This is a genomic window from Mucilaginibacter polytrichastri, from assembly GCF_001911425.1.
Taxonomy (GTDB): Bacteria; Bacteroidota; Bacteroidia; order Sphingobacteriales; family Sphingobacteriaceae; genus Mucilaginibacter; species Mucilaginibacter polytrichastri.
Window position 1 is genome coordinate 1,545,091 of the sequence record NZ_MPPL01000001.1, and the last position, 18,917, is coordinate 1,564,007.

At 40.8% G+C, this 18,917-nt stretch carries 11 protein-coding genes; all 11 read left to right on the forward strand.

Translation table 11 applies throughout. From position 1 onward, the window contains the following. Positions 1 to 128: 128 nt before the first annotated feature. The 11 genes from RG47T_RS06740 to RG47T_RS06790 all read left to right on the forward strand — a co-directional run bounded on the left by RG47T_RS06740 (position 129) and on the right by RG47T_RS06790 (position 18,871). Complete coding sequence (locus RG47T_RS06740) at positions 129 to 1,382, forward strand: efflux RND transporter periplasmic adaptor subunit (RefSeq protein ID WP_074493201.1); 1,254 nt, start codon at positions 129 to 131, stop codon at positions 1,380 to 1,382. Positions 1,383 to 1,476: 94 nt separating this feature from the next. Beyond that, positions 1,477 to 2,154, forward strand: a complete 678-nt coding sequence (locus RG47T_RS06745; protein WP_074488711.1) for an ABC transporter ATP-binding protein — start codon at positions 1,477 to 1,479, stop codon at positions 2,152 to 2,154. Between the two features lie 51 nt (positions 2,155 to 2,205). After that, positions 2,206 to 4,572, forward strand: a complete 2,367-nt coding sequence (locus tag RG47T_RS06750; protein ID WP_074488712.1) for an ABC transporter permease — start codon at positions 2,206 to 2,208, stop codon at positions 4,570 to 4,572. 70 nt (positions 4,573 to 4,642) lie between these two features. Next, on the forward strand, positions 4,643 to 6,994 hold the full coding sequence (locus tag RG47T_RS06755) for an ABC transporter permease (RefSeq protein WP_074488713.1): 2,352 nt from the start codon (positions 4,643 to 4,645) through the stop codon (positions 6,992 to 6,994). 67 nt (positions 6,995 to 7,061) lie between these two features. Further along, the gene (locus RG47T_RS06760; protein WP_216351021.1) at positions 7,062 to 9,482 is read left to right on the forward strand and encodes an ABC transporter permease; all 2,421 of its coding nucleotides are present in this window, start codon (positions 7,062 to 7,064) and stop codon (positions 9,480 to 9,482) included. A 73-nt stretch (positions 9,483 to 9,555) separates the two neighbouring features. Further along, positions 9,556 to 11,934, forward strand: a complete 2,379-nt coding sequence (locus RG47T_RS06765) for an ABC transporter permease (RefSeq protein ID WP_074488715.1) — start codon at positions 9,556 to 9,558, stop codon at positions 11,932 to 11,934. Between the two features lie 81 nt (positions 11,935 to 12,015). Continuing rightward, entirely contained in the window at positions 12,016 to 12,285 is a 270-nt protein-coding gene (locus tag RG47T_RS06770) for an ABC transporter permease (RefSeq protein ID WP_074488716.1), read from the forward strand. A 129-nt stretch (positions 12,286 to 12,414) separates the two neighbouring features. Beyond that, complete coding sequence (locus tag RG47T_RS06775) at positions 12,415 to 14,796, forward strand: ABC transporter permease (RefSeq protein ID WP_074488717.1); 2,382 nt, start codon at positions 12,415 to 12,417, stop codon at positions 14,794 to 14,796. A 112-nt stretch (positions 14,797 to 14,908) separates the two neighbouring features. Further along, positions 14,909 to 15,940 (forward strand): DUF4097 family beta strand repeat-containing protein, encoded by a 1,032-nt coding sequence (locus RG47T_RS06780; protein ID WP_083627318.1) that lies wholly within the window; start codon positions 14,909 to 14,911, stop codon positions 15,938 to 15,940. 226 nt (positions 15,941 to 16,166) lie between these two features. Further along, positions 16,167 to 16,433 (forward strand): hypothetical protein, encoded by a 267-nt coding sequence (locus tag RG47T_RS06785; protein WP_074488719.1) that lies wholly within the window; start codon positions 16,167 to 16,169, stop codon positions 16,431 to 16,433. A gap of 14 nt (positions 16,434 to 16,447) precedes the next feature. Further along, the gene (locus tag RG47T_RS06790; protein WP_074488720.1) at positions 16,448 to 18,871 is read left to right on the forward strand and encodes an ABC transporter permease; all 2,424 of its coding nucleotides are present in this window, start codon (positions 16,448 to 16,450) and stop codon (positions 18,869 to 18,871) included. Positions 18,872 to 18,917 lie beyond the last annotated feature (46 nt).

An 18,917-nucleotide genomic window follows, 5' to 3' on the forward strand; every position in this document is an offset into this window, starting at 1 on the left:
GATATCGTACACATGCTGTAACAGAAGCGTACGCTTAATTGTGATAAAATCATAATATAATACTGATAATCAGTTATTTATATTGTGGCATGCGTTTTTGATAGTATTTGGAAATTATATTTATAACTGTGGACAGAAAAATTGAAAAAAAGAAATGGAATACTAAACGTATTATGACCATTGCCGGTATAGCAGCTGTTGTAATACTTGTTGGAGGCAGTATTTTGTTTACATCCGGAAAAAGTAAATTAAATGTTGATACAGAACGTATTACAATAAGTGATATTAAAAAAGGCCCTTTCCAGGAGTTTATACCGGTTAATGGTATTGTAATGCCAATAACAACAATATACCTGGATGCGGTTGAAGGCGGCCGTGTTGAAGAGAAATATGTAGAAGACGGCGCCAATCTTAAAAAAGGCGACCCGATCATCAAACTGTCAAATACCGATTTAGAGTTAAGCCTTGCCAACCAGGAAACCAACGTGTACGCTGCGCAAACGCAAATGCAGATCTCACATAATAATGCACAGCAAAATACCATCAGTAAGTTAAATCAAACTGCCGATGTTGATAATGCCTACCGCGAAGCCGAAAGATTGTACAAACTTGATAAGCATTTATTTGAGCAGAAGGCTATCGGCTCGCAGGAGTTTCAAAAAGCGCAAAATGATTATGATTACCAGGTACGCCGTAAAAAGCTGACTGCACAAATTATGAAACAGGATACCTTGCTAACCCGCCAGCAGGATGCGCAAACCAGCGAGCAATATGTGCAAATGAAAAAAACACTGGAGTTGATGCGCAAAAAAGTATCAGACCTAACTGTTAGAGCGCCTATAGATGGCCAGTTAACTTCTATGGATGCTGAAGTTGGCCAGAATAAGAACAAGGGCGAGCACCTGGGGCAAATAGATGTGCTTTCGGGTTATAAGGTACGGGTTGATATCGACGAGCATTACCTGTCGCGTATATACACCGGTTTAATGGGCGATTTTAGCTTTGCCGATAAAACCTATAAACTAAAAATAAGCAAGGTGTTTACCCAGGTAACCAATGGCCGTTTTCAGGTTGATATGATATTTGTAGGCGAAGTGCCAAAAGGTATCCGTAAAGGCCAAACTTTACAGATCAGGCTGGCATTGAGTGATGAGACACAGGCATTACTGGTACCTAAAGGTGGTTTCTATCAGCAAACCGGTGGTAACTGGATTTTTAAGCTGAGCGAAGACGGTAAAACTGCCTATCGTGTAGATATCCAACTTGGCCGTCAAAACCCAGATTATTATGAAATATTGCAGGGATTAAAGCCGGGCGACAGAGTAGTAACATCAGGATATGATAATTATGGCGATATGCAGGAACTAGTGCTGAAGAAATAGCGTCTTATATATAAGGTGTAAAAACGAGATTAATAAATAAAGATATAATCACAAATAAAACAAAATAACCCTTATAGGGGGTTGAGGAGGCCAAATGATAAAAATTACAGATCTGGAAAAATTTTACCGCACAGAAGAGGTAGAAACTATTGCACTTAACAAATTAACAATGGAAGTGCGTAAAGGCGAGTTTGTTGCCATAATGGGCCCTTCGGGCTGTGGTAAATCTACCTTGCTAAACATACTTGGTATGCTTGACGACCCGGATGCAGGCAGCTATGTATTTAATGACATAGAGGTAGCGCACTTTAATGAGCGTAAACGTGCCGATCTGCGTAAGCATAACATCGGGTTCGTTTTCCAGAGCTTTAACTTAATTGATGAGCTTACCGTATTTGAAAACGTAGAGCTGCCTTTAATTTATACCGGCGTTGCCGCGGCAGATCGTGTAAAGCGGGTAGAGCCTGTATTGGATAAAATGCAGATCATGCACCGCCGTAATCACTATCCGCAACAATTGTCGGGTGGCCAGCAACAGCGTGTGGCAATTGCCCGTGCCGTGGTTAACAACCCTAAATTAATACTGGCCGATGAGCCTACCGGTAACCTGGATAGCAGCAACGGTAATGATGTAATGGAACTATTAACAGATTTGAACGAGCAAGGCACTACCATTATTATGGTAACGCACTCGGAGCATGATGCCCGCTACAGCCACCGTATTATCCGCCTGTTGGATGGCCATACGGTGATGGAGAATATCATGATCTAATACCTGCTGTTTTTAAAAAAACAATAACTCTTAATCACATCTGAACCCGTTATGATCCTTAACCATATAAAAATTATTTGGCGTAATTTATGGAAGAATAAATTATACAGCTTTATAAACATAGGCGGCCTCGCTATTGGTATGGCTGTAAGCTTTATACTTTTATTATATGTTTATAACGAGTTTAGTTTTGATAAATACCATGTTAATGATGCCAGGTTATTTAAGGTTTTAATAAACCAACCCGCAGCAGGCGAAGTATATACAGGCGACGCAACCCCGTTACAATTGGCCGGTGTTTTACAAAAAGAATACCCTGGTATTGAAAAAGCAGCCCGTGTAAGTGAGAGGACTAAAACACTGTTGGTTTATAACCACAATACCTTAAAGTTTCCGTTATCGGTAGTTGATGCTTCTTTCCTGGATATGTTTAGTATCGATTTTGTGAAGGGAAATAAGCACCACGCTTTTGACCAACCGGCATCTATTATTATTTCAGAATCTACTGCCAAGGCGCTTTTTGGCGCCAAAGACCCTATGGGCCAGATTATCAAATATGATAATAGTGTGCCGGTAAAAGTAACAGGCGTAATGAAAGAGCTACCCGCAAATTCTTCGTTTAAATTTAAGGCGATTGTATCGTGGGCATTTTTGGAGTCAATTCAGCCGGGGATAAAAAGCTATAGCTGGGGTAATTATACATTTAATACCTATGTGCTTACAAAGCCGGGGATAAATTTATATGCTCTTAATGCAGCAATAAAAGGAGTTATAGCCCGTAACGATCCTGGCAACAAAGAAAACCAAATGCTGCTTTACCCATACTCAGATTGGCATTTACACAGCCAGTTTAAAAACGGCGTAAGTGTTGGGGGTAGTATTGAATATGTAAGGCTGTTTTTGTTTCTGGCACTTGGGATATTGGCTATCGCCTGTATTAACTTCATGAATTTATCTACCGCCAGGTCAGAGAAAAGAGCACGTGAGGTAGGTGTACGTAAGGTTGTAGGAGCAAGCAGGCTGGTTATTATTCAACAGTTTTTGGGCGAATCCGTAATAATGGCTTTATTCTCGTTGGTGATTGCGTTAATATTAGTTACCGTGGCACTGCCTTATTTTAATATACTGGCTCATCAAAATTTAGAGCTGCCATATCGTGAACCAATTATGTGGGCAGCGGTATTATTATTGACCGTTGGCACAGGTATAGTAGCTGGCAGCTATCCAGCTTTGTTTTTGTCATCCTTTAAGCCGGTTAGGGTTTTAAAGGGCTTAACAAATGCGGGTAAAAGCACATTGCGCCCCAGGCAAATATTGGTAATTATACAATTTACTTTTGCCAGCTGCCTTATCCTTTGCAGTATATTAATTTATAAGCAGATAAGCTTTATTAGAGACAAGCCCGTTGGATACAACCAAACAGGCTTAATTGAAATGGAGGAAGAAGGCGCGCTCGAAAAAAGTTTTGAAAATTTCAGACAAGACGCGATCAATGCCGGTGCTATAATCGAGGGAGCCCAAACCTCAGGAAGTCTTGTTAATAATGGAGGCAATACCTGGGGAGTAGAATGGCGGGGACAAATTGCCGGCGAAGAAAAATTACCATTCGACCAAATTGTAGGTACCTATCATCTAAGTGGTACTTATGGATTTAAAGTATTGGAGGGCCGTGATTTTTCGGCGGCTAGGCCTGCCGATTCGGCTGCTATTATGTTGAATGAGGCTGCTGTAAAAATAATGAGGTTTAAAGAACCAATAGGGCAGATAGTTAAATGGCAGGGTACCAACAGAACTGTAGTAGGGGTGGTTAATGATTTTGTGTGGGGTAGCCCTTATGATCCCGTTAAACCAGCCATCATTGGTTTCATGAAAGGGTGGACAGGCGGCATTGGGCTAAGATTAAATCCTGACAAATCTATCTCTTCAGACCTGGCCATTTTGCAAAAAGTATATAAAAAATATAATCCAGACTATCCGTTCGAGTACAAATTTGCTGATGAGGCTTTTGCAAGTAAGTTTCAGACAGAAAGGTTATTAGGTACGCTATCAGCTTGGTTTACTAGTTTAGCCATCTTTATATCATGCCTTGGTTTGTTTGGCCTGGCCTCCTTCTCGGCCGAACAACGTAGAAAAGAAATTGGTGTACGTAAGGTATTGGGTGCCAGTATCAGTCACTTATGGTTTAACTTATCCAAAGAGTTTATTGTACTTGTTATTATCTCGTTTTTAATTGGTGCCAGTATCAGCTTTTATTATATGAGCCAATGGCTTGCCAAATACACTTATCATACCGCTATAAGCTTATGGGTGTTTGTGTTAACCATTGCCATTAGCATGGTAATGTGCCTTGTTACAGTGAGTTTTCAGGCTATTAAGGCGGCCATATCAAACCCGGTTAGCAGCCTGCGAAGCGAGTAAACTTAGTTTTTAATAAAAAAACATTGCACTGGCTATGAACCATTAACTATAAACTATTAACTCGAAAAACATGTTTAGCAATTATTTGAAAATAGCCTGGAGAAATCTTAAACGGAACAAGGGCTTTACCATCACCAACCTGCTTGGTTTAACCATTGGTATTAGCTGTACCATATTTATTTTTTTATGGGTTAATGACGAGTTAACGTATGATAAATTTAATACCAAATACCCTGACATTTACCAGGTTGTAGCCAACCGCGATTTTAAGAATACCATATTTACAGATAAAAATATGGTTTTTCCGCTGGCTAAATCGCTGGAGAGCGGTTACCCACAAATTAAAAATGCGGTAATGACATCGCACCCGGGCACACAGCTTTTGGTGCATGGCGATACTAAGCTCAAAAAGCAGCTTGCAAGCATATCGGGGCGTTATTTTGATATGTTTACTTGTAAATTTATTAAAGGTAATGCTGCCACTGCTTTAACCGAACCCAATAGCCTTGTTTTAACCCAATCAACCGCTAAGGCATTTTTTGGCAATACAGACGCTGTTAACAAAACAATAAAAATCAGCAATCAGTTGCTGAAAGTTACCGCGGTTATAGCCGATATGCCCGGTAACTCAAGTATGCAGTTTGATTGTTTAACGGCATTTAACCCAACCGACCCGCAAGTGGTGAGCGCTATGAAAGAATGGGGCAACTCATCATATGCTGTTTACCTGGAAACTGTACCCAATCCTAACATAGCACAGCTGGAAAAAGATGTGAACAAGGTGATGCTTGATCATAACCACGACAAGATCAGCACTTATTTTATGGTACCAATGAGTAAATGGCACCTGTACAGTGATTATAAAGATGGCAAAAACATTGGCGGCCCTATCGAATATGTGAGGCTGTTCACCATTATTGCCATTATTATATTACTGATAGCCTGTGTTAATTTTATGAACCTCTCTACCGCACGGTCCGAAAAAAGGGCTAAGGAGGTAGGCATCAGAAAAACTTTAGGGTCAGACAAAAGGCAACTGGTTATCCAGTTCTTCTTCGAATCTATGCTGCTGGCATTGGCAGCTTTTGTATTGGCTATGATAACGGTTTATGCATTGCTACCCTTATTTAATAACCTGGTGAGCAAAAAATTGTACTTAAACCTGGCCGATCCTTTATTCTGGATTGGTTCTGTACTGGTTATTTTATTTACAGGTATTATGGCAGGCAGCTATCCGGCATTATATCTGTCGTCTTTTAACCCGGTTAAGGTGCTGAAGGGCACATTTGCTGCCGGTAAAAGTGCCGTATTGCCAAGGCGTATCCTGGTAGTAGGCCAGTTTGTAATCTCTATATTCCTTATTGCTTCTACCATTATTATTTACCAGCAAATTCAGCACGTTAAAAACAGGGATATCGGTTATAATATCAATAACCTTATTATGATACCCTCAACGGCATCAACAGATAAAAGTTATGCGTCTATTAAAAATGATATGCTTAAATCTGGCTTGGTAAGCGAGGTTACCCGTACGTCATCACCCATTACCGATATCTGGTGGAAATCACCTTCGCCACAGTATGCAGGGATGCCTGCGGATGCCAATATTATTTTCTCGGGCATTGAAACCGATCTTGATTTTACCAAAACAATAGGCATTAAACTGAAACAAGGGCACGATTTTGCAGGCACACCGTCTGATACCAGCGCTATGATGTTGAACCAGGCAGCGGTAGATGCCATGCATATTAAACACCCGGTTGGCATGCTGATGCGTTACGGGCCTAAAAATTACACAGTGATTGGGGTTATTGATAATGTGATAATCACTTCGCCGTATGAACCTGTGGACCCATTGATGATATACTTCGGTAAAAATGGGTCTTCATATATCGATGTACGTTTAAAACAAGGCGTATCGCCAGCAAAGGCTATTGCTTTTTTCAAGGGTTTATACGCCACTTATAGCCCTGCAGATATTTTTGATTACCAGTTTGTTGATCAGGAGTTTGGTAAAAAATTCGTGGCCGAAGAACTCATCAGCCATCTCACCAATATTTTTGCCGGTTTGGCCATTTTTATCTGCTGTATCGGCCTGGCTGGTTTAGCCTCTTTCACCATCGAAAAACGTTTCCGCGAAATTGGGATCCGCAAGGTTTTGGGTGCTACCGTACAGCAATTATTGCTAATGATAGCCCAGGAGTTTTTACGGTTGGTTTTAATTGCATTTGTTATAGCCGTGCCTGTTACCTGGTGGCTTATGTATAACTGGTTGCAAAAATACACCTACCATGTTAATATCAGCGTTTGGATGTTTGGTTCGGTAGGGGTAGTTATATTACTGCTTACCATGGTGGTTGTAAGCTTAAATACACTAAGTGCTGCGTTGGCAAACCCCGTGAAGAGCTTGCGAAGCGAGTGAGTTTAATTTTGAATTAGAGCATGGTAGATATGTAAACGGTTATCAACTAAGCTCTATTAAATAAGCAATGATGTTTAAAAATTATATTAAAACGGCATGGCGAAGCCTCAAAAAAAACAAAGCTTTTACAGCTATTAACGTTTTAGGATTAGCGTTAGGCTTAACAGCGTGTTTGCTAATTGTTTTATACGTGGTTGATGAGTTAAGTTTTGACCGTTATAATACAAAAGCCGACCGTATTTACCGGGTAAATGAAGACTTGAAGCTGGGCAACAACACCGTAAATTATGCAGTTGCCATGCCGCCGCTGGCTCAAACCCTTAAAACAGATTTCCCGGATGTGGAGGATGCTGTAAGGCTTAAACGCACAGCATCGCATGTAAAAAAAGGGACCGAAAATATTCTGGAATATAACATTGCCTTTGCAGATCCTTCTGTATTTAATGTGTTTACCCTGCCCATGATTAATGGTAACCCTGCTACCGCATTGGCAGAACCTAACAGCGTGGTTATTACCGAAACTACAGCCAAAAAGTATTTTAACAGTATCAATGTAGTAGGCAAAACGCTGCTGATGGATCAGGCTAATTGCAAAGTTACCGGGGTTATAAGGGATATGCCCAAAACCTCGCATTTTAACTTCGATTTTTTAATATCGATGTCGTCATGGCCGGATAGCAAGTCGGATAAGTGGCTGCGAAGTGATTACAATACCTACATCCTGTTTCGTAAAGGGGCCGACCCTAAAAAGCTGGAGGCCCGGTTCCCGCAGTTTTTAAGAAAATACTCGGGCAGTGAAATGCAGACAGATTTAAACTTAAGTGTAGACGAGTTTGAGAAGGGGGGCAGCTATTTCCGCATGAATTTAACTCCGCTTACCGATATTCACCTGCACGCTAACAGAACGGGCGAACTGGGTAGTAACTCTACCATGGAGTACATTTACATCTTCTCGGCTATAGCCCTGTTTATTCTCTTTATTGCCTGTGTAAACTTTATGAACTTAAGTACCGCCCGCTCTTCAAACCGGGCGCGCGAGGTTGGGGTGCGTAAAGTGCTGGGGTCATCAAGGGGAAGTTTGATTGTTCAATTTTTAACAGAATCTATGCTGGTTACGCTGGGTGCTACGCTTATTGCCCTGGCTGCTGCTACGTTATTATTGCCAGCCTTTAATCAACTGGCGGGTAAAGAGATTTTAATCAACTCGCATACCTACGTATGGCTGTTGCCGGTTTCGTTAATTATAGTGCTGGTTATCGGCTTTTTGGCTGGTTCGTATCCCGCATTTTTTCTGTCGGCATTCCAACCTGTTGATGTATTAAAGGGCAAGCTGGCCGGCGGATTTAAAGGCGGCTGGCTGCGCAGCTTTTTAGTGGTATTTCAGTTTGCCATCTCTATCTTTTTAATTATTGGTACGCTGGTTATTTACAACCAGCTCAACTACATTCAAAATAAAAATCTGGGCTATGACCGTAAGCAGGTGCTGATTGTAAAAAAGGCTTTTGAACTGGGCAAAAGCGCAGCAGCCTTTAAACAGCAAGTAAAACAATTGCCCGGTGTTGCTGATGCAACCCTATCCGGGTTTCTGCCTACCGAGCAGGCGCGCAGTACCTCTATTTTTAATAAGGATGCCGGTATGCTCGATCAAAAGAACGCTATTTTCCCCCAAACCTGGGCGGTTGATCCGGATTACATTAAAACACTGGGTATGAAAATGACTGCGGGCCGTAATTTTTCTGCGCAAATGTCAACCGATTCTTCTGCTGTGGTCATCAATGAAACTGCAGCTAAGTTTTTAGGCTTTGATAACCCGGTTGATAAACTGCTTTATCAAGCTTTGGATGGTAAACATACCAAGGTTAAGGTATATCACATTATAGGCGTGGTTAAAGATTTTCACTTTAACTCGCTGCGCGAAAACATTAGCCCGGTTATTTTACGCCTGGGCGAAGATACCGGAGATCTAAGCATCCGGGTAAGTACTTCAAATCTGCCGGCGTTAATTGCACAGATCAAACAAAAATGGAGCGGACTATCTACCAGCCACTTCGAATACTCCTTTATGGACCAGGATTTTGATGCCACTTACCGATCGGAGCAACGGATCGGGAAGATCTTCATTGTATTTACCACATTGGCTATTCTGATTGCCTGCTTAGGGTTATTCGGGCTGGCTGCCTATGCTGCAGAGCAACGTACCAAAGAGATTGGTATTAGAAAAGTGTTGGGCGCCAATGTAACCGTAATCGTTAGCTTGTTGTCTAAAGATTTTATAAAGCTGATTCTGATCGCTATTGCGATCTCATCGCCGCTGGCCTGGTACCTGATGCATAAATGGCTGCAAGATTTTGCTTACCGGGTAAATATTCATTGGTATACCGTGGCTGTGGCGGGTATGGCTGCGATGCTTATTGCTTTTATAACCATCAGTTTTCAATCTATAAAAGCCGCGTTGGCAAACCCGGTGAAGAGTTTGAAAAGCGAATAGGTTTTTTGGGTAAGAAAGTTAATGGACAATATACAAACGACGAAGACGAGAATAACTGATAACCGAAATTAAAATGATCAAAAATTATATTAAAATAGCATTCAGGAACCTTTGGAGGCATAAGAGTTTCTCACTAATCAATATTGTTGGTTTGGCTATTGGATTAACTGCATTTGTATTGATACTCATGTATGTGAATTTCGAATTGAGTTATGATAATTTTCATACCAAAGCCGACCAGATTTACAGAGTAAATACCAATATTATTTCATCAAACGATGTAATGAAGGAGCCTGTTACCTCCGCACCAATGGGGCCTGCATTGAAAGCCGATTTCCCGGAAGTGGTCGAATCAACGCGAATATTTGGAGATAAAGTACTGGTTAAAGTTAAAGACCAGCTTTTTCAGGAGTATAGGATGATTATTGCTGATCCGTCGCTTTTTAAAACATTTAACTTTCCATTAATAAAGGGCAGTGCAACGCAAGCATTAAAAAATCCTTTTAGTGTAGTGCTTACAGAAACTACAGCCAAAAAATATTTTGGTTCTGCCGATCCTTTAGGTAAAACGCTGGTTTTTGATAATAAATATCCCGTTACCGTTACCGGAATTGCAAAGGATGCTCCTGCAAATTCGCAAATCAAATTCGACTTAATCTATTCTGTTTCGAGCCTTGATAAAGAATACCCTGGCCGTTTGAGCCAATGGGGTAATTTCGGCAATTTTACTTTTTTATTACTCAAGAAAGGCACAAATGCCAGCCTGTTACAAGCACAAATGCCAGCTTTTTTAAAAAGGCATATTAGCGAAAGCGACAGAAAGCAGGGCATGAATTACGCCTTGTTTATTGAGCCATTAAAGGATACCTACATGGATCCCAAATCTTATGATGGGGGTAATATGAACAACATCTATATTTTTTCTATCATAGCATTGTTCATTTTGCTTATCGCAGCTATTAACTTCATTAACTTAACTACAGCGCGGGCCACAGAGCGTGCAAAAGAAGTTGGCGTACGTAAAGTGATTGGCGCAGACAGAAACCAGCTGATATGGCAGTTTTTGGGCGAATCTATCATGATCTGTTTAATTGCTTTTGTTTTTGCCGTACTGCTTATTACCCTGTTATTGCCCTTGTTTAACCAGGTTGCAGGTAAAGAAATTTGCCATACTATATTTAACCATGGGTACTTGTTAATATTGCTGTGTATTTCGGTTGTTATCGGTTTATCTGCCGGCGTTTATCCCGCCTTAGTGTTATCCGGCTTTAAACCGGTTGTTATTTTAAAGGGTAAGTTCAGTACTTCTGTAAAGGGGGCCTGGTTGCGTAAGGCTTTAGTTATAACCCAGTTTACTATTTCTATTGTGCTTATTGTGGGTACGCTGGTAGTTTACAAGCAGCTTAATTTTATGCGCAGCCAATCGCTTGGTTTTAATAAAGATCAAATACTTACCATCAATTTCGCAGGAGATCAGGCTGTACTAAAAAGTTATCAAACCATTAAAAATGAGATCAAGGCCGTACCAAATGTGCTATCGATAACTATGTCGGCAGGTACACCGGGTGGCGGTAGCTCCAATGCTTACTCAGAACTTGAAAACAGGCAGGGTACTATGCAACCTGTTAACATTAATCTGTATGATGTTGATTATGATTACATACCGGCCTATGGTATGAAAGTAATTGCCGGGCGCACATTTTCATCTGCCTACGGCACAGATTCTACTAAGGCAATTGTTGTTAATGAGGCAGCAGCTAAAAGTTTAGGCTACGTATCGCCTAATGATGCCATTGGTAAACGGTTTTCGCAATGGGGCCGGGATGGTAAAATTATAGGCGTTGTTAAAAACTTTCATTACCGCTCTTTACAACAAAATGTAGAGCCGCTTAATATGCGTGTAAACCCTGCCAATGCCGAAACTTTTAGCGTGAAAATAGCTGCGAAGGATATGCCTGGCACAATAGCCGCCATACAAAACAAATGGAAGATTTTAGTGCCGCAACGGCCGTTTAACTATGATTTTGTAGATAAAAATTTCGACCGGCAATACGCTAACGAAGAGCGCTTTGGAAAGCTGTTTTTATACTTTGCTGTATTGGCCATATTTATTTCGTGTTTGGGTTTGTTAGGCCTGGCATCATACAGTACCATACAGCGCACCCGCGAAATTGGAATCCGTAAAGTGTTGGGGGCAAGTGTGGTGAGTATCGTAAGCATGCTCTCGAAAGAGTTTTTGCTGCTGGTAATCGCTGCTTCGGTAATTGCATTCCCACTGGCCTGGTGGGGTATGCACACCTGGCTTCGCGATTTTGCCTACCGGATAAATATATCATGGTACGTATTTGTATTTGCAGGTGCCATTTCGTTGCTTATTGCTTTTACAACGGTGTGCTTTCAATCTGTTAAAGCCGCGCTGGCTAACCCGGTTAAGAGTTTAAAGAGCGAATAAAATTATTTTTGAATGAGTGAGTTGTGATTGAGTAAATATTAGGCCATGATCTTTTAACCATGATCCATTAACGCAAAAAAGATGTTTAAAAACTATTTAAAAGTAGCATTAAGGAGCTTATTAAAGCGTAAAGTTTTTAGCCTGATTAATATACTGGGCCTGGCTACAGGTATGGCCGTTTGTATGTTGATTGTACTGTTTATTCAGGATGAGTTGAGTTTTGATAAGTTTCAGGATAAAGGCGACCTTATTTACCGTATCGCGCTGGAGAGAATCTATCCCGGCAGGTCTACATCGTATGCCACAATTCCATGCTTACTATCAGTTTCCAAGCTATTAAAGCGGCGTTAATGAACCCGGTGAAGAGCCTCCGGAGCGAATAGTTTTTGAACAAAGGAATAAATACAATAAATAAAAAGATGATTATAGGAGTATGGGTTAACAACTCAGCACTCACAATTTACTACTTAACGTTAAATTATGATACGTAACTACTTTAAAATTGCATGGCGTAAGCTAAAGAAAAACAGGCTTTACTCGTTTGTAAATATATTGGGTTTAACGGCCGGGCTGGCCAGTTGTCTGCTCATTGGCTTGTATTTGGTAAACGAGTTAAGTTATGATAATTTCCATCATAATGCCGACAGAATTATAAGGCTGACTATGGAATATGGGCATGGTACTGATGCCACTAAAACGGCTGTTACCGGTAGCAAAAGTGGCCCACAATTGAAAAGGATGTTTCCTGAAATTGAAGCTTATGTTCGGACATTAAAAGCCAATCGACTATTTGATAATGATGGTAAGGCTTTTGATGAGCAGAATGTGTTATATGCAGATCAAGCTTTTTTTAAGGTATTCTCGTTTAATTTATTAAAAGGTAATGCGGCCGATGTACTGACCGCCCCAGACCATATTGTGCTTACAGAAGCCTCGGCTAAAAAATATTTCGGTGCTGAAGATCCGATGGGTAAAACCTTGCGATCTGGCAGCAGGAACTTTGTGGTGAGTGGGGTAACCGCCAATGTGCCATCTAATTCTCAAATACATTTTGATTTTGTATTGCCTTTTGATATTCTGCCGGCAGCTAAAAACGAGGAATGGTTTTCGGCTAATTATGTTACCTATCTGCAATTAAAAGATGCAGGCAATATTGGCCAGCTGCAAAAGCAAATAAGCGCCTATATGCAGCAGGTAAACAAAGGCGAACTTAAAATGACGGGCAAGGAATATATGACCCTAAAGCTCGAGCCGTTAAAAAGTGTTCATCTGCATTCACAACTTTCTGGTTTTGAACCTAATGGCAGCCTGGTTTATATTTATATATTATTCAGCGTGGCGCTACTTACTTTGTTTATTGCCGCAGTTAACTATACCAATCTGGCAGTAGCACAATCTGCAGGGCGTAGCGCCGAAATTAGTATTCGTAAAGTATTAGGTGCAAGTGCTATTCAATTGTTCAGGCAGTTTATCGGCGAATCTTTTTTCTTTACTACATTAGCCACTTTACTGGCCGTGGCGGCCGCCTATATTTTGTTACCGCAGTTTAATATGATAGCCGGTAAAGCATTTACCACACAAGAACTGTTGAACCCCTTAGTACTTATCCTGTTATTCGTTTTAAGTATAATAATCAGCTTTGTTGCCGGGGCATATCCATCGTTATTACTCTCTAATGAAAAGATTATCACGCTTTTAAAGTCCGGATTTTCATTCAGCGGAAATACTTCGCTGCGTCAGTCGCTTATTGTATTTCAATTTGTTATATCCTTCTTCCTCATTATATCAACTACAGTTATTGTGCGCCAGCTTAAATACATCCAAACTAAAGATGTAGGCTATAATCGTAATAATGTAATTGTATTGCCGGTTAATTATAATTTGTACCCGGTAGTTGGTACGCTTAAAACTCAAATGGCTGCTATACCTAATGTACAGCAGGTAAGCGTAGCTAATTCGTCGCCGGTTGCTGTAGGCTGGGGCGACGGTATCAGCACCCACGATGGTAAAAAGGTAATGGTAAATGCCATCCCGGCCGACGAAAACTTTGTGCCGATGTTTAAACTGAAGTTATTGGCGGGTAGTAATTATACCCATGCAGACCTGCTGCAAATGGATACCTCTAATAATGGTAAAAACTTTAAGTATTCATTTATTGTCAATGAATCGGCAGCCAAAGCCCTGGGCTGGACACCGGAGGAAGCCATTGGTAAAACAATTAATAAGAATCAGGATGGGGTAATAAAAGGTGTGGTGAAGGATTTTAATTTTCAATCATTGCACGATCCTATTACGCCGCTCATTATATTTTTAGATAACCAAAACACCAACGAGATTTTTTTAAAGGTAACCGATAACAACATCCCGCAGGTACTTCACGATCTGGAAAATGTTTGGAAGCACGAAGCTGGTAATACCCCTTTTCAATATCATTTTCTGGATGATGATTATAATGCCATATATGTATCAGAACAACGCACAGCGGCCATGTTTAAAACATTCTCTATCCTGGCCATTCTGTTGGCTTGCCTGGGCTTGTTTGCACTTACTGCCTATTCTGTGCTTAACCGTACCAAAGAGATCGGGATTCGTAAGGTGTTGGGTGCATCGGTAACCAGTATAACGTTGCTGCTATCTAAAAACTTTTTGAAGCTGGTTTTTATAGCCATTATCATCGCATCGCCCATTGCCTGGTATGCCATGAACAGGTGGCTGCAAGATTTTGCTTACCGCATAGATATTCAATGGTACATGTTTGTGCTGGCTGGTTTGGTAACTATTGTGATTGCTTTTGTTACGGTTAGCTTTCAATCTGTTAAGGCAGCAATTAGCACGCCGGTTAAAAGTTTGCGCAGCGAGTAATTGTAACTTCAAGTAAATCAGAATATTGTTTTTCATAAATGAAACATATTCCTAAAAGAAGTGTATGAAATAACCAAAAAAATATTGGATATTTGGGTTCAAACCAATTCACATGAGAGTCCCCATCATCATATTGGCTTTGCTTTTGGTATGCGGTACTACATTTGCCCAGGTAAACTGGACTAACGAACCCATTATACTAAAGCAGATCAAAGGATCAACTATACGTAGTGTTACAGTTAAAACGCTGGCCGGCAACATCGCTGTAATAGGCACCAATGCGCAGCCCAGTATAGAAGTATATGTTGATGCCATAAACGAGGCAACGTCATCAAAAGCTGAATTGAAACGATTTGTAGAACAGGATTATGCTATAGATATGGTGGTAATAGACCACCAGCTTACGGTTTCTGCAACCTGTAAATATGGCGACAGCAACTGGAAAAAGGCGGTAAGCATCTCTTTTAAAATATTTGTGCCCCGTTCTGTTGTTTGTAATTTAAACTCAAAATCAGGGAGTGTGAGTTTGGTTAATCTTGATGGTAACCAAACATTTGCTACCAATGGTGCGGTAAACCTGGAGCAGGTAACCGGTATAGTTAGGGGCCATACAGGCAATGGGGATATCAATGTATCTAACACCGGGCCGGATATAGACCTGGCTACCACGGATGGTAATATTGTTGCCGTAAATTGCCAGGGTAAGGTTAAATTAAAAACAGACCAGGGTTCTATAAACCTCAGCAGGTTAAAAGGTACTATTGATGCTACCACTACAGCCGGTAATATTCAGTCGGACGAGATTGACGGAACTTTTAATACAGAAACTACAGTGGGTGATATTACGCTGAAGCGAATGGCCTGCCATTTAAATGCTACAACTGCTTCGGGCACTATTAATGCAGAATTATCTAAGAATTGTAAATCTATTAAACTAAATGCATCCGAGGGTGATGCTAATATTACCATACCAGCTAAAGACGGTTTTAACCTCAATTTCGAAGGCAAATCTGTTACCGGCGATATGCCCAAAAAGTTTTCGGGCACTAATGATGGTAAAAAGTTGTTAGGCGCTGTGTATGGTGGAGGGATACCGGTAGAGGTACACGCAGTATCCGGCGAAGTAAAGGTCCAGTTTATTTAAGCGGCATTATAATCTTATAGAAAGAGCGGTACAGATGTGCTGCTCTTTTTTTATGCTTAGTTTTAAAAAACAGCCTGTTACAGAGTGTATCGAAACCGTACGCACCTTGTTACACAACCGTACACTAATTAATATTTTATTTGTATTATATATTTGATTATCAAGTATATATGTATTTGGTATAGATTTGTAACTATACTGCTTGTAATAAAATCTTTATCGATATATGAAACAGATCAGAAATATACTTACCATCTGCATTTTGCCAATAACGTTAGTTGCTGCGGCGCAAACTACTACAACACGTAAGGTAGAAAAAGTGAACATTGATAAAAGCATTGATGACAACGGCAAAGAATTGCATATTAAAATATCGGGTACCAAGGGCAATAAGCCCATTATATTTGACCGGCTTTACAATATAAAGGGCATGAGCAAACCACAGGTAGAAGCTGTTAAGAAGCACGTGCTCGATTCATTAGGGGTTAACTAGTAAAAAAAGGAATTATGTTTAAAAATTACATTAAAACGGCCTGGCGTAATTTGTGGAAAGGCAAGGTGTTCAACAGCTTGAACATTGTTGGGCTTTCTGTAGCTATAGCCAGTTCTACATTATTGTTGCTCACCGTTTTCTTCGAATCGTCATACGATACGTTTCACAAAAACATCGACAATATTTACCAGGTATATTTTACAGTGAGCAGGCCTGGCGCGCCGCAAAAAACAGGTTCTATGCCCGGGCCGCTTGCGCCTACTTTAAAAGCCGATTATCCGGATGTTAAATATGCAACCCGGGTAGCCGGTTCCCCGCCTGCAACAGTTATTTATGGTGATAAGCAAATACAGCAAGATGTTATTTTTGCCGACCCAGACTATTTTAACATGTTCAGTTTCCCTATTATTAAGGGTAATAAAAAGGCTTTATCGGGTATCAATGATGTAGTATTAACGCAGTCTTCGGCCAAGGCAATTTTTGGCGATGCCGACCCTATTGGTAAAACCATTGCTGTAAAATATGATGATCAGCCTCACAATTTTATAGTAAGCGGTATAACCAATGATTATCCTAAAAATTCGAGCCTGGGCACCGATCTCACTGTTCGGTTCGAAAATTCTCAAGATTATAAGTACTTGTCTAAAGTGTGGGATTCGCGCACGCATATTGTATATGTACAACTCAATAAAAATGTAAACCCGGCCAAGTTTGAGCAAGGGTTAAAGCCATTTGTAAAAAAATATTTAAAACAAGATTTGGACGATCTGAAACGAGATGGCGCTAAACCGCTTCCAGGCGGCGAGCGTGAAGCGCTAGGCATTTATCCATACAAAGACAATCACTTTAATACCGACATGGGTGCTGTTTACGGCTCAACCATCAGCAAAACTTACGTGGGTGGTTTACTGGTTATCGCCATCTTTATATTGATAATCGCCTGTATCAACTTCGTTAATTTATCGGTGGCCCGCTCGTTTACCCGTGCCCGCGAAATTGGCGTGCGCAAAACACTTGGAGCAGGTAAATGGCAACTGTTAACCCAGTTTTGGACAGAGACGGTAATTATTTGCCTTATTGCCCTGGTTGCAGGTATTAGTTTAGCTGCATTGGTAATGCCTGGTTTTAAAGCTGCTTTTCAAAGCAGTATCTCTATGAGTATGCTTTTACAGCCTTTGCAATTGTTTACCATTATCGGTTTGTTTTTGTTTATAACCGTAGCAGCGGGTTTTTATCCGGCCTTATTGATGCTAAGCTATAAAACCACCCAAGTTTTAAAAGGATCTGTAAACACGCAAAAGCCTGGTAAAGTGCGTAATATCTTATTGGTAGTACAGTTTTGCCTGGCTACTATATTAACCATCTGTACATTGATAACCTGGCAGCAGATTAGCTATTTGCAAAATAAGCCGTTGGGCTACAATAAAAACGAGGTGATCAGTATCCCGATAGGCAATAGCGTAAACGGTGATCAGGCGCTGCAATTGTTCCGTAACCAAATGGCGGGGCAGCCGGGTGTAATCGGTATTACAGGCGCTTATAGTAATTTGGGCAGGGGTAAAGATGGCTCCAACTCCAATTCGGTACTGGGCTTTAATTACAAAGGCCACGAGGTGCGTACCCACGAGCAAAAGGTTGATTATGATTACCTGAAAACATTGGATATCAAACTGGCAGCTGGCCGCGATTTTTCGAGAGATTTTGCATCAGATACCAACAGCGTGGTTATCAACGAAAAAATGGCTGCCTTAATAGGTGGAGGTAATGTGGTAGGTACTTTTTTGCCTATGCACGATAACCAGCCGCCTATGCAGGTGGTAGGCGTGTTTAAAGATTATAACTTCAAATCGCTGCACGAAGATGTAGAGCCGCTTACCCTGGTCATGCAAAAAGACTTCCCGATCAGCTACATATTTGTACGGGTTAAATCAAACAACCTGCTGCAGGATTTTAACCGGGTGCAAGAGAAATGGCATGCCACCTTCCCCAATATCGAATTTACTGGTTCATGGTTAAGTGAGAACACCGAAAAGCAATACCGTAGCGAAAAACGCTTGTCGACCATATTTATCAGTGCAGCAATTATCGCCATTATTATTTCTTGTATCGGTTTACTGGCCATCTCCATTATGGTTATTGTACAGCGTACCAAAGAGATAGGTATCCGTAAAGTTCTGGGCTCTAGCGTATATAGTATCGTTATGCTGCTCTCCCGCGAGTTTGTTAAACTGGTACTGATTGCCGCTATCATCGCTTTCCCGGTTGCCTGGTGGGTAATGCATAAATGGCTGGAAGGCTTTGCCTACCGCATAACCATACAGTGGTGGGTTTTTGCAGTAGCTACTTTAATAGCACTGGTTATCGCTTTGTTAACCATAAGTATCCAGGCGGTGAAAGCCGCTTTGGCCAACCCGGTTAAGAGCCTGAAAAGTGAATAAAAGTAGATTTAGGATTTTTAAACAAGAGATTAAGGACTAAAAATAA

Bases quoted from the DNA above. Each gene is read 5' to 3' on its own strand.
- RG47T_RS06755 (WP_074488713.1), top strand. From the start codon at position 4,643: ATGTTTAGCAATTATTTGAAAATAGCCTGGAGAAATCTTAAACGGAAC.
- RG47T_RS06785 (WP_074488719.1), top strand. From the start codon at position 16,167: ATGAAACAGATCAGAAATATACTTACCATCTGCATTTTGCCAATAACG.
- RG47T_RS06770 (WP_074488716.1), top strand. From the start codon at position 12,016: ATGTTTAAAAACTATTTAAAAGTAGCATTAAGGAGCTTATTAAAGCGT.
- RG47T_RS06790 (WP_074488720.1), top strand. From the start codon at position 16,448: ATGTTTAAAAATTACATTAAAACGGCCTGGCGTAATTTGTGGAAAGGC.
- RG47T_RS06750 (WP_074488712.1), top strand. From the start codon at position 2,206: ATGATCCTTAACCATATAAAAATTATTTGGCGTAATTTATGGAAGAAT.
- RG47T_RS06745 (WP_074488711.1), top strand. From the start codon at position 1,477: ATGATAAAAATTACAGATCTGGAAAAATTTTACCGCACAGAAGAGGTA.
- RG47T_RS06760 (WP_216351021.1), top strand. From the start codon at position 7,062: ATGATGTTTAAAAATTATATTAAAACGGCATGGCGAAGCCTCAAAAAA.
- RG47T_RS06775 (WP_074488717.1), top strand. From the start codon at position 12,415: ATGATACGTAACTACTTTAAAATTGCATGGCGTAAGCTAAAGAAAAAC.
- RG47T_RS06765 (WP_074488715.1), top strand. From the start codon at position 9,556: ATGATCAAAAATTATATTAAAATAGCATTCAGGAACCTTTGGAGGCAT.
- RG47T_RS06780 (WP_083627318.1), top strand. From the start codon at position 14,909: ATGAGAGTCCCCATCATCATATTGGCTTTGCTTTTGGTATGCGGTACT.